Genomic DNA, 13,175 nt, shown 5'->3' with positions numbered 1-13,175 from the left:
TGTGTTTTGTTTTTTTTTTGTTTCAGCCCGCGGCCCCCCACCCCCCCCCCGTCCGCGCGCCCGCTCTCGTGGGGGGGGGGGGGGCCCCCGCGGGCCCCCCCCCCCCCCCCGCCTCTCTGTGCCGTGTCGCGCGTACGCGCACCTCAGCGCGTCTTTCCGCCCTTCGGCATGCGCATGCCCTTGGGCATGGGGCCCTTCGGGAGCGGCATGTTGCTCATCAGGTCGCCCATCGCGCGCAGCCGGTCGTTGGCCGACGTCACCTGCGGGCCGGTGAGGACACGCGGCAGCTTGAGCATCTTGGTGCGCAGCTTCTTGAGCGGCACCTGGCCCTCGCCGTTGCCGACGATGATGTCGTGCACCGGTACGTCGACCAGGATGCGGGCCATCTTCTTCTTCTCGGACGCGAGCAGAGGCTTCACCCGGTTCGGGTTGCCCTCGGCGACCAGCACGATGCCGGCCTTGCTCACGGAGCGGTGGACGACGTCCTGGCTGCGGTTCATCGCGACCGCGGGGGTCGTGGTCCAGCCGCGGCCCACTCGGTCCAGCACCGCCGCCGCGGCGCCCGGCTGCCCCTCCATCTGCCCGAAGGCAGCACGCTCGGCACGCCGTCCGAAGACGATCGCCATCGCGAGGAGGGCCAGTACGAAGCCCAGGATGCCCAGGTAGACCGGGTGATCGATCGCGAAACCGATCCCGAGGAGGACGCCGAAGGTGACGATTCCCACGCCCGCGACGACAAGACCGATCTTCGGATCGCTCTTCCTGGCCATCTTGTAGGTCAGGGCGATCTGCTTGAGCCGCCCCGCGTTCTCGGCGCTGTCCGCGCCTTCAGTCTTTGCCTTCCTCGCCATGTGAAGAAGTTTACGTGGCTCAGGAACGCCGGTCCGCCGCGGCCTCCAGTACGGACAGCACGGACTCGGCCTCGACCCGGTCCTTGGCCCGGCGCCGGTCCTCCTGGAGGGCGGACCAGGCGTTGCGGCGGGCCGTGCGCTGCCCGCCGGCCAGGACCAGCGACTCGACGGCGCGGAGGGCAGCGGTGACGGACGGAAGGGCGGTGGCGCGTACCGGCACGGCCTGCATCGTGGAGATCTCCTCGGAGCGGATGTGCGCAATGAGCGGGGCGGGTGGCTCGCGCCGGCCCGACGACCCCGGACGGCCCGGGGTCCTGTCGTACGGCGTGTGCACCCAGCGTCACTGCTCGGTGTTACCAGTGGGTGACCGGGCGGTCAAACACCAATGAAACCCCGATCCGGCGGGGGCGCACGCCGAAGCGGTCCGTACGCGCCCCGGACCTGCGGGGAGCGTACGGACCGCTTCGTGTCGGTCATGACCGATCAGTGGTCTCCTGTGCCGCGATTCACACGGCGGGCGTCGCCGCGGGCGCCACGGCGGCGCCACGGCGGTCCATCGCCTGCTGGAAGAGACGGCCCGCGCGGTACGAGGAACGGACCAGCGGCCCGGACATCACACCGGAGTAGCCGATCGCGTCGGCCTCGTCCTTCAGCTCCACGAACTCCTGCGGCTTCACCCAGCGCTCCACCGGGTGGTGGCGCACGGAGGGGCGCAGGTACTGCGTGATCGTGATGAGCTCGCAGCCCGCGTCGTACAGGTCCTGGAGCGCCTCGCTGACCTCCTCGCGGGTCTCGCCCATGCCGAGGATCAGGTTGGACTTGGTCACCAGACCGGCCTCGCGGGCCCGGGTGATGACTTCCAGGGAGCGCTCGTAGCGGAAGCCGGGGCGGATCCGCTTGAAGATCCGGGGCACCGTCTCCACGTTGTGCGCGAGCACCTCGGGGCGGGCGGAGAAGACCTCGGCGAGCTGCTCGGGCACCGCGTTGAAGTCGGGGATCAGCAGCTCGACCTTGGTGCGGCCGGCCTCCCGCCCGGCGGTCAGCGCGTGGATCTGGCGCACGGTCTCCGCGTACAGCCAGGCACCGCCGTCCTCCAGGTCGTCGCGGGCGACGCCGGTGATGGTGGCGTAGTTCAGGTCCATCGTGACGACGGACTCGCCGACCCGGCGGGGCTCGTCGCGGTCCAGCGCCTGCGGCTTGCCCGTGTCGATCTGGCAGAAGTCGCAGCGCCGGGTGCACTGGTCACCCCCGATGAGGAAGGTGGCCTCGCGGTCCTCCCAGCACTCGAAGATGTTGGGGCAGCCGGCTTCCTGGCACACCGTGTGCAGGCCCTCGCTCTTCACGAGCTTCTGCAGCTGGTTGTACTCGGGGCCCATCTTCGCCCGGGTCTTGATCCACTCGGGCTTGCGCTCGATGGGGGTCTGGCTGTTCCGGACCTCCAGGCGCAGCATCTTGCGCCCGTCGGGTGCGACAGCGGACACTCCGGCACTCCCCTTTGCTTTCACTGCGTTGGATGCGTCATTGGATTCTTCGGCGAACACCAGGGTACGCCCGTGGTTCACACGGCTTTACGTCCGGCCAACCTGTGGCAGGCGGGGCCTATTCCCGGCCGCGCGATCCGGTCGTCACGCCGTGGCCACGGCATCGCCCGGGGCGTCCGCCGGGCGCTCGACGGCGCGCGGCGCGAGCGCGGCGTTCTCCAGGACGTCCCGCAGATGCTTCTCGACGACCGGGAGCACCTCGGCGATGGTGAGGTCGCGGCCGAGCTCGTACGCCAGTGAGGTGACGCCCGCGTCCCGGATGCCGCACGGCACGATCCGGTCGAACCAGGTGTTGTCCGGGTTCACGTTGAACGAGAAGCCGTGCATGGTCACGCCCTTGGCGACCCGGATGCCGATCGCCGCCAGCTTGCGGTCCTCGCGGCGCTGCCCGGCGTTGGACGGGGCGTACTCGGGGCCGTTCAGCCGCGCGTCGAACTCCTCGTCCCGCAGCCGGGGGTCGAAGTCGAGGGAGAGTCCGCCGACCGCCGGGCGCTCCTCGACCGGGTCGCCGAGCACCCAGACCCCGCTGCGGCCCTCGACCCGGGTGGTCTCCACGCCGAACTCGGCGGCGACCCGGATCAGCGCCTCCTCCAGACGGCGGACGTGCGCGACGACGTCCACCGGGCGGGGGAGCTTCTGGATCGGATAGCCCACCAGCTGTCCCGGGCCGTGCCAGGTGATCTTGCCGCCGCGGTCCACGTCGATGACGGGGGTGCCGTCCAGGGGGCGTTCGCTGTCGGCCGTGCGCCGCCCGGCGGTGTAGACGGGCGGGTGCTCCACCAGCAGGCAGGTGTCCGGGACCGCGTCCTCGAACCTGGCCGCGTGCACCTCGCGCTGCTTCTGCCAGGCCTCCTGGTAGTCGACGGCTTCCTCACCGAATCCCAGCCGGACGAACCGAAGCTCAGCCACGACAGATGCCTTCCTCTTGTGGTGCGCGGGCGGCGGGGGCCGGAGCCGCGTCACCATGCACTGATTCACGCCCTCGGCCACTGTACGACCGGTCCGTGAGCGGTGGCCCGGCAGGTCTTCCCGTCAGCGCCGCCCTCAATCCTCACACGATCGGATGAAAGTGAAGCTAAGGCGGCTGTGACCGGTGCGGGGGCCGCTAAATTCGCGCCGTTCCCCAAGGGCTGCCCGCCCGGCCCGGAAGGCAGGAGACCGTACAGCTGATGTCGGAACGACCTCCGCAGCGCACCCCCAACCGCCGACTCGCCGCGCTCATCACCGAGGCTGGTTTCTCCAACGCCGGGCTCGCCCGCAGGGTCGACCAACTAGGCCTCGAACACGGCCTCGACCTCCGGTACGACAAGACCTCCGTGACCCGCTGGCTGCGTGGTCAGCAGCCGCGCGGCACCACCCCCGCGCTGATCGCCGAGGTCTTCACCCGGCGGCTCGGGCGCCGGCTCTCCGCGCAGGACCTGGGGCTGGACGCCTGCGCCCCGGTCTACGCCGGTCTGGAGTTCGCGGCCACGCCCGCGGAGGCGGTCGACATCGTCAGCGGGCTGTGGCGGAAGGACTCCGGCAGCCATGTGGAGCTGCGCAAGATCGCCTTCACCCCGGCCGGGCTCGTCGTCCCCAGCCGGGACTGGCTGATCGGACGGGCCGACGAGTCGGTGGGCCGGGGCGGCGGTCCGGCGGGCCGGGACGGCGAGCCCGAGCCCCTGGCGTACGGCGGGCCGGGCGGGCCGGGCGGGTCGCACGGGGCGGCGGAGGGTGCCGGGCCGGGTGGTCCGCCCCGCCCCGGCACCCTCGGCGGGGCACGCCCGGCGCCGGGGGCGCACGGCCCGTACGGGGCGCCCGGTAACGCGCCCGGCGCCCGGGGCGGTGCCCGAGGCCCGGGGCCCGCTCGCCCCGCCGGGCCGCCCGCGCCGTCGGGCGCCCCCCTGCCCCCGCAGGCCGCCGCCCCCGTTCCCGGGCTGCCCGAGGGCCTCGGCCTGCCCCGGCAGCGGCCCTCCGAACGGGGTTCGGGCCAGCGGGTCAGCGGCGGTGACGTGGCCGCCCTGCGCTCGGTCGGCGAACTCTTCCGCACCCTCGACCACGCCTACGGCGGCGGCCACGCCCGCCAGGCGCTCGTCCGCTACCTGGAGCACGAGGCGGAACCGATGCTCCGGGGCACCTACGGCGAGGTGACCGGGCGCAGGCTCTTCGCCGCCGCCGCCGACCTGACCCGGCTGGCCGGCTGGACCTCGTACGACATCGCGGCCCACGGCCTGGCCCAGCGGTACTTCGTCCAGGCGCTGCGGCTCGCCCAGGCCGCCGGTGACCGGGCCTACGGCAGCTATGTGCTGACCACGATGAGCCGTCAGGCGGTCTACCTGGGCCACGGCAGGGAAGCCGTGCAGCTGGCCCGGGTGGCCCAGCAGGGCATCGGCTCCTCCGCGCCGCCCGTCGTCCAGGCCCTGCTGCACGCCGTCGAGGCGCGCGGCCACGGGGTGCTCGGCGAGTCCAGGGCCTGCACCACCTCGCTGGCGCGGGCCGAACGCGCGCTGGACATCGCCCGGCCCGGGGACGAAGTGCCGCACTGGGCCCGGCACTTCGACGAGGCCCAGCTCGCCGACGAGTTCGGCCACTGCCACCGGGACCTCCAGCAGTACCGGGCCGCGGCGCAGTACGCGGAGCGCTCGCTCCAGCTGCGCTCCCCGGCGTACGCCCGCAGCCGGCTGTTCTGCCGGGTGGTGCTGGCCTCCGCCCGGCTCGGGCTCGGCGAGCTCGACCAGGCGTGCGCGCTCGGCGTGGAGGCCGCCCAGCAGGCCACGGAGATGCGGTCGGCGCGGGCCGCGGAGTACGTACAGGACTTCGAGCGGCGGCTGGAGCCCTACCGGGACGCCGCCGCCGTGCGCTGCTACCGCGACCGGGTCGCCGCCCTGGGCTGAGACTCCGGGCCGAGCCCCCGCGCTGTGCCGGTGCGCCCGCCGGTGCGTCCCGGGTGTTCGAGCGCGGCTCCGGGCCGGGTCCACAGAACCCACCGGGCCGGAGCCGCGAGCTTGGTGTGCCCCTCCGGTCAGGCCGCCTCGGGCAGCGGTGTCCCGCTCGCCGGACGTACTCCCAGATCGGCGAGGATGGCATCGGCGGCGCGGCGCCCCGAGTACAGCGCGCCGCGGACCGTGCTGGTGTCGCGGTGGTCTCCGCACACGTACAGACCGGCCAGCAGCCGCACCGGGCGGCGGAGGTCGTGCGGGGCGGGCATCGCGGGGACCGCCTCCGGGTCGTGGTGGACGGCCAGCAGCTCCCAGTCGTCGGTGCGGATGCCGTACAGCGTGGCGAGATGGGCGCGGACCGCGCGGTCCAGTCCGGGCGGCGGGGTGCCGAGCACCGTGGAGCTGATCAGAGTACGGCCGCGCGGGGCGCGCGTGGGGTCGACGGAGCTCATCACCGCGGTGTGTGCCACCGGACCCGAACGGTCGGCGTCCAGCAGCAGGGCGGTTCCGGTCGGCGGGGGAGCGGGGGCGGTGTGGTGAAGGACCGTCACCGGGTGGAAGGACGGCGCCCTCAGACCGGGCAGCAGTCCGGCGGCGGCGCCCGCGCCGGTCGCCACCAGCAGCGAGCGGCAGCCCAGTTCCCCGTGTTCCTCGGTACGGACCGAGGTGATGTCGGCGGCCGTGACGTGCGTCCCCGTCCGTACGGTGCCGGGCGGCAGCGCGGCCGCGAGGAGTTCGGGCAGCGCCGACGAACCGCCCTCGGGCACGCACAGCCTGCCGCGCGCGTAGTCGCGCAGCACGAGATCGGCGCACCGGCTGGAGGTGCTGAGCCCGGGGTCGGCGAGCAGTGCGGAGAGCAGCGGACGCAGGAAGCCGTTGACCGTACGGGCGGGCAGGCCGCGGTGGGACAGGGCGGCGAGCGCGGTCTGCTCGGGCCGGGCCAGGATGCGGGCGGCCGGGGTGGCGGCGAGCCGGGACAGGGCGGCGGCCACCCGGGCCTGGTCGATCGGCCCGCCCATCGGCGGCCGGGGGGCGCTCGCGAGGGCGCGCGCTGCCTTGAGCGCGCCCCGGGCGCCCCGGACGTCGCCGGTGCGGTACTGGCGGCCCTCGCTGTGGACCAGCACCCCCGGGGCGAAGGCGCGCAGCACCAGCCCTTCGAGGCCGGGCGTGACGCGCAGCTGTGGGCAGGCGGTGGTGAGGAGCGGGCCGATGTGGTCGAGCCGGAAGCCGTCGACCTCGGCGGTGGACATCCGGCCGCCGACCCGGGGGGCGGCCTCCAGGACGCTGACGCTCAGCCCTGCGCTGGTCAATCGGTGGGCGGCTGACAGGCCGGCGATTCCGGCTCCGATGATGACGACGTCCGCGTGGTGTGCCGTGCTGAGCATGTGCCCCTCCCGAGTCGGCGCGGCCGTCGGGGCCGCGGCCCCGACGGGCCCCCGGAATGACCGGGTTCGCCAGGCCGTGCCGTCGAACCGGCGCCCAGAGGACGGTGGTTGACGGCAGTAAGGGGAGGTTAGGAGCGCGGCGGGTGCGGACGCAGTCGCGCGCACCCGGGGCACCGTTGCACGGGGTCGCATGCCTGTCCGATTTGGCACGGCGGGCGGCGCATCCCCGGGGGCGCTCAGCGCAGGGCGGCGCGGATCGCCCCGTCGATGCCAGGGAAGGCGAACACGAAGCCCGAGTCCAGCAGCCGCCCCGGCAGCACCCGCTGACTGCCCAGCACGTCCTGCGCGAAGTCCCCGAGGACGACCCGCAGAGCGGGTGCCGGGGCGGTGAGGAGCGTGGGACGGTGCAGCACCCGCCCCATCGCGGCCGTCACCTCGCGGTTGGTCACCGGGCCGGGCGCGGTCAGGTTCACCGGACCGGACAGCGACTCCGTCTCCAGGAGGTGGCGCAGCGCCGCGACCTCGTCGTGCAGCGCGATGAAGCTCCAGTACTGGCGGCCGTTGCCCAGCCTGCCCCCGAGCCCCGCCCGGAACAGCGGGAAGAGCCGCCCCCACGCCCCGCCCTCGCGGGCGACGACCAGCCCGGTGCGGGCGTGCACCGTCCGCACGCCCGCCTCCTGGGCGGCGGCCGTGGCGGCCTCCCACTCCACGCAGACCGACGGCAGGAAGCCCTCACCGGCCGGGGCGCTCTCGTCGACGGCACGGTCCCCGGTGTCGCCGTAGTAGCCGATCGCCGAACCGGAGACCAGCACCTTCGGCGGCGGGTCCAGCGACGCGACGGCTTCGGCGATCGCCGCCGTACCCAGCACCCGGCTGTCCCGGATCTCCCGCTTGTACGCCTCCGACCAGCGGTGATCGCCGACTCCGGCCCCGGCGAGGTGGACGACGGCATCGCAGCCGACCAGGCCCGCCGTGTCCACGTACCCGCGCCGGGGGTTCCACTCCGCCTCGTCGCCGGACCGGGCCGGGCGGCGTACCAGACGTACCACCTCCAGGCCGTCGGCCCGCAGCGAACGCACCAGCGCCGCTCCGAGGAGTCCGGATGCTCCGGTCACAGCGATACGGGAGTGCACCATGGCCCCCATCCTGCCCCAACGGCCCCGCCGGGCCCACGGGAGGCGCGGGACGCGCCGTGCGCCGCCGGTGGGCCGCGCGACGGAACCGGGCTGCTCCGGTCCGGCCGGTTCTGACACAGTGGCGGCATGTCCGAGACACCTCTGCCCCCGGCCTGCCGCGTCCGCCCCGCCGTCCTCCTGGACGATGAGGCGCTCGGCGAACTGGACCGTGCCACCTGGTCGACCCTGCACGCCGTCATGCCCCGGCCGCAGCCGCCGTACGCGCCCTTCTTCGACGACCAGCACGGGCCCGGGGACTTCCTGGTGGCCGAGGTCCGCGACGCCGCGGACGAGCCGCGCCTGGCCGGGTACATCCGGCTGGTCCCGCCCACCCCGCTGGCCTGCAACTCCCACGTCCGGCAGATACAGGGCCTCGCCGTCGCCGGCTGGGCGCGCGGCCGGGGCGTCGCCAGGACCCTGCTGCGCGCCGCCTGCGCGACGGCGAGGGGCGACGGGGCGAACCGGATCACCCTGCGGGTCCTCGGGCACAACGCGCCCGCGCGCGCCCTGTACGCGTCCGAGGGGTTCGCCGTCGAGGGCGTGCTGCCCGGCGAGTTCTTCCTGGACGGGCGGTACGTCGACGACGTACTGATGGGCCGTTCGCTCGCCCCGTGACCGGCCGGGGCCGAACGAGTGCCGCGGGAGACCGGCGCCCGGCAGGGTTCGCTCATCTCGTACGACGATCGGCTGAACATCGGCATGGCGGAGCCCGGCCTTCGGCATGACAGCGGTCCGGTGCGCGAAGGTCGCGGCATGACGGTACTCGCCTCCCCCGGCAAAAGTGTCCCTGTCCGCCGTGCTGCCCGTACCGCCTGCGCCGGTGCGCTGGCCGCCGCGGTGCTGTGCTGGCCGCCGGGAGCGGCCTACGCGGACGCGACATCGGCGTACGGCGACTGGTCGGTCAGCGGCGCCACGGGCACGGTCGCCATTCCCCTCGCGGACTTCCCGTCCGCGGCGGTGGCGACGGACAGCAGCACGGCGGTGGTGGAGCCGGGGACCTCGGTCTTCCTGGGACCGGGCACGCCGGTGGGAGACCGGTACGGTACGTCGCAGGGCAAGGAGTACGTCACTCTGCGGACCGCCGCGGGCAGGACGCCGTCCACGACGACCCTCACGTTCGAGCATCCGACGAACGCCGGTACCTTCGCCTTCACCCTGGGCGACATCGACGCCGACAGCGTCAGGGTCACCGCGACGGGTGCGGACGGGCAGCCCCTGACGGTGGATCAGCTGGGCTGGCAGGGCGCCTTCAACTACTGCCAGGCCACACCGAAGCCGTCCGAGTGCGGGGCCGCCGGGACGGACACCGACGTACCGAACTGGGATCCCGCCACGAGCACCCTGACCGGCAACGGTTCCGACACCACGGGGGCCTCCGGCTGGTTCCAGCCCACCGTGCCGGTCACCGGCATCACCCTGACCTTCACCAGGCAGAGCGGCTTCCCGGTCTACCAGGTGTGGACCTCGTCGCTGTCCTCACGGATCGCCGGGCAGGTCACCGCCGACTGCGGCACGCCCGCCGGGCTGGAGGTGCGGCTCCTGGACGAGAACGGACAGCCCGTCCTGGGCACCGACGGCGCACCCCTCACCACGACCACCGACGACCAGGGGCGGTACAGCTTCACGGACCTGGCTCCCGGCCCTTACCAGGTGAGCACGGAATCGGACGACTACACCCCGCCGACCAGCTCCCGCACGGCCGATACCAGCGACGGAAACAGTGTCACCGATGCCGATCTGGCACTGACCTGCCGCGTCGTCCCCGCTCCTTCGCCGACCGTGTCGATCCCGCCGGTTCCGGAGGTGCCCGAGCTGCCGTTGCCGACCGTGTCGATCCCGCCGGTTCCCGAAGTGCCTGAGCTGCCGTCGCCGATCGTGTCGATCCCGCCGGTTCCGGAGGTGCCCGAGCTCCCCTCGCCGATCGTGACGATTCCGCCGGTCTTCCCGATTCCCCCGGCGCCGACGAGTCCTTCGCCGACCCCGACCTGTCCTCCGACTCCGCCGCCCACGCACGCGCCGAAGCCGACGGCCCATCCTCACCCGCACGGGAAGCCGAAGCCGACGGCCCATCCCCACCCGCACGGGAACTGGTGAGCGACGGCCGCGCCCGGACTCGTCACGAGGGGGCCACGGGGCGTCCCGCCGGGCCGGCTGCTCAGCCCGTGAAGAGCCGCATACCGCCCATGAGCTGATGCAGGCAGCGGACGGCCAGCTCGGCCGGTGAGCCGGGCCCGGCCGTCGGCGCGTCCGTCGCAGCCCAGGACTCCAGCGCGACCCGTACCGCGTCCGTGGCGGCGGCAGCGGCCAGCCGGAGCTCCAGCGGGTCCGCCCCCTCGCCCGCCAGCCGGGCCAGCACCGGCAGCAGCCGCTCCTCCGAATCCTGGTTGACCCGGTACCAGACCGCGCGGAGCGCCGGGTCCTGCGCGGCCGCCCGCAGCAGCCCCCGTGTCCAGCCCAGCTGCTCCACGGCGTCCGCCCCCGGCGCGGCGAGTGCCTCGGTGACCGCCCGTTCCAGGGGCCCGGCGAGGGTGTCCTGCGGCTCGGCCGCCTCCAGCAGGGACCGCCAGCGCTCGCCTCCGCCGGAGAGCAGCGGGCCCACCGCGTCCTGCTTGGAGCGGAAGTACCGGTAGAAGGTGCGCAGCGCCACACCCGCCCGGTGCGCGATGTCCTCCGCCGTGGTGCCGTCGGGGCCCCGCTCGGCGAAGAGCGAGGCCGCGGCGCGGGCGATCTCCAGCTGGGTCGCGGCTTTGCGCCGCTCGGTGAGGGTCGGCTGCGTCGGCTCGGTGCTCATTCCCAGGAGATTACCCCGGAGGGGAAGCGGTGTGCGCGAAATGCCGTCATGGCAAAACGTGCCATGCAGGCGTACGGTGGACAGCGATCGGGACGCCATCGGGGCGCCGTCGAGACGCTCCGGGACAGCAGTCACCGGGATCGGAGAGAGACATGAACCGCTACGAAGGCCGCCGCGCACTCATTACCGGAGCCGGTTCCGGCATCGGCCAGGCCACCGTCCACCGCGTCCTCGCCGAGGGCGGCCGGGTCGTCGCGGCCGACGTCAGCGAGGCCGGGCTGAAGAAGACCCAGGACACCGCCGCGGCGAACGGCACCGCCGAGCGCCTCACCACCCTGGTCCTGGACATCGCGGACGAGGCAGCGGTCCGGGCCGGGGTCGCCTCCGCCGTGCAGACCCTCGGCGGGCTCGACGTCCTGGTCAACGCTGCCGGAATCCTGCGCTCCGAGCACACCCACAAGACCTCGCTGGAGTTCTTCAACAAGATCATCGCGGTCAACCTCACGGGTACGTTCCTGATGATCCGCGAAGCGATACCCGCGCTGATCGAGGGCAGCGAACCGGCCGTGGTGAACTTCTCCTCCACCTCCGCGAGCTTCGCGCACCCGTACATGTCGGCGTACGCGGCGAGCAAGGGCGGCATCCAGTCGATGACGCACGCGCTGGCCAGCGAGTACAGCAAGCAGGGGGTGCGGTTCGTCGCCGTCGCGCCCGGCTCGATCTCCTCCGACATGACCAGCGGCCACGGTCCGGGGCTGCCCGCCGACGCCGACATGTCGCTCTTCATGAAGCTCTCCCCGGCGCTCGGGGCGGGCTTCGCCAGCCCGGACACCGTCGCCGGTGTCGTCGCGATGCTCGGCTCCCGGGACGGCGCGTTCATCACGGGCACGGAGATCCGCATCGACGGCGGAACCCACTTCTGAGCCGTACCGGGTCCTCTGCCGAGCCCCGTTGCCGGGTCCTCAGCCGGGTCCGAACCGCGCCCAGAGCGCGGGGAAGCGGTTCGCCAGGGCGTCGTCGCCGAAGCCCACGGGGTCGCCCTCGGGCTCGGCGGCCTGGGGCGGCAGCCCGAGGTCCGGCGCGACCACGCCGGTGAGCTGCTCGTACGCCTCGTCGGCGGCGTAGCCGAGCTCCTCGCCGTCCCCGTCGGTCTCCTCGTCGAAGCCGTCGAGGAGACGGGCCAGCCCGTCCGGCTCGTGCAGGGCGCCCTCGAAGACCTCCCGGCCCTGGCCGATCAGCCAGCACCGGAAGAAGTCGAAGGCGCCCTCGCCCGCGCCGCCCAGCAGTACCGCGGCGGCCCCCCACAGATCCCAGCGGTAGGCGCGGTTGAAACGGGCCTCGAAGTGCCGGGCGAAGTCCAGCACCGCGTCGGGGTCGAGCCGCACCAGCCGCTCGACGAGCAGCTCGGCCTGGTCCTCCGGGTCGCCCTCGGCGGCCGTGCGCGTGCTGTCGACGATCTCCCAGAACTCCGTCTCGTCCATCACGGCTCAAGCATCGGTCCTGGCGCCGGGCGGCGCACGCGGACGCGGGGCGGGGCGGGGCTCAGCCGTACAGCTCGCGCAGCCGCGCGGCCGCCGCCGCGAACCGCTCCCGCAGCGCGACCGGCTCCAGCACCTCCGACTCCGGCCCCAGGGCCAGCAGTTGGCTGAAGGCGATCTCCTCCGACTCGATCGGCACGGTGACCGTGAGCCACCCCTCGGCATCCGGCGGACCGGCCGCCTCCAGCGCCTCCTGGACCGCCGAACGGTCCAGCGTGTACGGCAGTCGGCGTACCCCCTCGGGCGACAGCCGCACCGTCACCTCGGCCCGCAGCAGCGACCGGGCGAACTGCGCGGCCCGCTCCGCCCAGAAGCCCGCCAGATCGAACCGCTCGTCCCGCTCGAACCGCGCGTCGGACACCGCCACGTCCGAGAACCGGTCGACCCGGTACACCCGGAAGTCGCCCGCCACCCGGGCGCAGACGTACCAGACCCCCGCCTTCAGCACGAGCCCGTGCGGATCCAGCTCCCGCTCGACAGCGCTGTCCGGGCCTCCCCGCAGATAGCGGGCCCGTACGGTCCGGTCGTCCCACACGGCCTCGGCCAGGCCGGACAGCGGCCGAGGGGTGACCGGTTCCTTGTACCAGGCGGGCGCGTCCAGGTGAAAGCGCCGCACGGTACGGTCCGGGACGTCCCGCAGCGAGGGCATCAGGGCCGCCGACACCTTGAGCCGGGCGGCCGACGCGGCGTCCTCCAGCCCCATCTCGCGCAGCGCGGACGGCAGCCCGGACAGGAAGAGCGCCTCGGCCTCGTCCCGGGCGAGGCCGGTGAGCCCGGTCCGGTAGCCGCCGATCAGCCGGTAGCCCCCGGCCCGGCCCCGGTCCGCGTAGACCGGGACACCCGCTTCCGAGAGGGCCTGCGCGTCCCGGGTCACGGTCCTCGCCGACACCTCCAGCTCCCGGGCGAGTTCCGCGGCGGTCATGACCGGGCGGGACTGCAGGAGCAGCACCATTCTGATGAGACGGGCAGCGCGCAT

General features: G+C 73.8%; 13 protein-coding genes. 4 read left to right on the top strand and 9 right to left on the bottom strand.

Translation table 11 applies throughout. The features are described from left to right. Positions 1-143: 143 nt before the first annotated feature. The 4 genes from ACFVWY_RS20525 to lipB form a co-directional block, all read right to left on the bottom strand. On the bottom strand, positions 144-851 hold the full coding sequence (locus tag ACFVWY_RS20525) for a DUF4191 domain-containing protein (RefSeq protein WP_389874255.1): 708 nt from the start codon (positions 849-851) through the stop codon (positions 144-146). A 19-nt stretch (positions 852-870) separates the two neighbouring features. Beyond that, complete coding sequence (locus ACFVWY_RS20520; RefSeq protein ID WP_389874253.1) at positions 871-1,080, bottom strand: hypothetical protein; 210 nt, start codon at positions 1,078-1,080, stop codon at positions 871-873. A 277-nt stretch (positions 1,081-1,357) separates the two neighbouring features. After that, positions 1,358-2,332, bottom strand: coding sequence for a lipoyl synthase (gene lipA, locus ACFVWY_RS20515; RefSeq protein ID WP_389874251.1), 975 nt, complete (start codon positions 2,330-2,332; stop codon positions 1,358-1,360). A gap of 144 nt (positions 2,333-2,476) precedes the next feature. After that, the gene (gene lipB, locus ACFVWY_RS20510) at positions 2,477-3,301 is read right to left on the bottom strand and encodes a lipoyl(octanoyl) transferase LipB (RefSeq protein ID WP_389874249.1); all 825 of its coding nucleotides are present in this window, start codon (positions 3,299-3,301) and stop codon (positions 2,477-2,479) included. A 260-nt stretch (positions 3,302-3,561) separates the two neighbouring features. Here lipB and ACFVWY_RS20505 point away from each other — a divergent pair, with 260 nt between their 5' ends. Beyond that, complete coding sequence (locus ACFVWY_RS20505) at positions 3,562-5,265, top strand: regulator (RefSeq protein ID WP_389874247.1); 1,704 nt, start codon at positions 3,562-3,564, stop codon at positions 5,263-5,265. 128 nt (positions 5,266-5,393) lie between these two features. Here the strand turns inward: ACFVWY_RS20505 and ACFVWY_RS20500 are convergent, their stop codons facing one another. Together ACFVWY_RS20500 and ACFVWY_RS20495 are read right to left on the bottom strand one after the other, a co-directional pair. Beyond that, positions 5,394-6,695 carry an NAD(P)/FAD-dependent oxidoreductase gene (locus ACFVWY_RS20500; RefSeq protein WP_389874245.1) on the bottom strand — a complete coding sequence of 434 codons (1,302 nt, stop codon included), beginning with the start codon at positions 6,693-6,695 and terminating at the stop codon, positions 5,394-5,396. Between the two features lie 236 nt (positions 6,696-6,931). Continuing rightward, positions 6,932-7,831, bottom strand: a complete 900-nt coding sequence (locus ACFVWY_RS20495; protein ID WP_389874242.1) for a TIGR01777 family oxidoreductase — start codon at positions 7,829-7,831, stop codon at positions 6,932-6,934. Between the two features lie 126 nt (positions 7,832-7,957). Here ACFVWY_RS20495 and ACFVWY_RS20490 point away from each other — a divergent pair, with 126 nt between their 5' ends. Together ACFVWY_RS20490 and ACFVWY_RS20485 are read left to right on the top strand one after the other, a co-directional pair. After that, positions 7,958-8,485 (top strand): GNAT family N-acetyltransferase, encoded by a 528-nt coding sequence (locus tag ACFVWY_RS20490; RefSeq protein ID WP_389874239.1) that lies wholly within the window; start codon positions 7,958-7,960, stop codon positions 8,483-8,485. Positions 8,486-8,623: 138 nt separating this feature from the next. After that, a complete protein-coding gene (locus tag ACFVWY_RS20485; RefSeq protein ID WP_389874237.1) occupies positions 8,624-9,964 on the top strand; it encodes a carboxypeptidase regulatory-like domain-containing protein in 1,341 nt (446 codons plus the stop codon). Positions 9,965-10,025: 61 nt separating this feature from the next. Here ACFVWY_RS20485 and ACFVWY_RS20480 read toward each other — a convergent pair whose 3' ends face one another. Further along, a complete protein-coding gene (locus ACFVWY_RS20480) occupies positions 10,026-10,661 on the bottom strand; it encodes a TetR/AcrR family transcriptional regulator (RefSeq protein ID WP_389874234.1) in 636 nt (211 codons plus the stop codon). Positions 10,662-10,813: 152 nt separating this feature from the next. On the opposite strand from ACFVWY_RS20480, the gene ACFVWY_RS20475 reads away from it, so the two are divergent. Further along, complete coding sequence (locus tag ACFVWY_RS20475) at positions 10,814-11,584, top strand: SDR family NAD(P)-dependent oxidoreductase (protein WP_389874232.1); 771 nt, start codon at positions 10,814-10,816, stop codon at positions 11,582-11,584. Positions 11,585-11,623: 39 nt separating this feature from the next. Here ACFVWY_RS20475 and ACFVWY_RS20470 read toward each other — a convergent pair whose 3' ends face one another. Both ACFVWY_RS20470 and ACFVWY_RS20465 read right to left on the bottom strand, forming a co-directional pair. After that, positions 11,624-12,142 (bottom strand): DUF4240 domain-containing protein, encoded by a 519-nt coding sequence (locus ACFVWY_RS20470; RefSeq protein WP_389874268.1) that lies wholly within the window; start codon positions 12,140-12,142, stop codon positions 11,624-11,626. A gap of 61 nt (positions 12,143-12,203) precedes the next feature. Further along, positions 12,204-13,175: a helix-turn-helix transcriptional regulator gene (locus ACFVWY_RS20465; RefSeq protein WP_389874230.1), complete on the bottom strand. Its 972-nt coding sequence runs from the start codon at positions 13,173-13,175 to the stop codon at positions 12,204-12,206.

It is taken from the genome of Streptomyces sp. NPDC058195 (assembly GCF_042883525.1).
Classification (GTDB): Bacteria; Actinomycetota; Actinomycetes; order Streptomycetales; family Streptomycetaceae; genus Streptomyces.
Note: the sequence above shows the minus strand (reverse complement) of the source record. Positions and strands in the feature narration are given on the sequence as shown.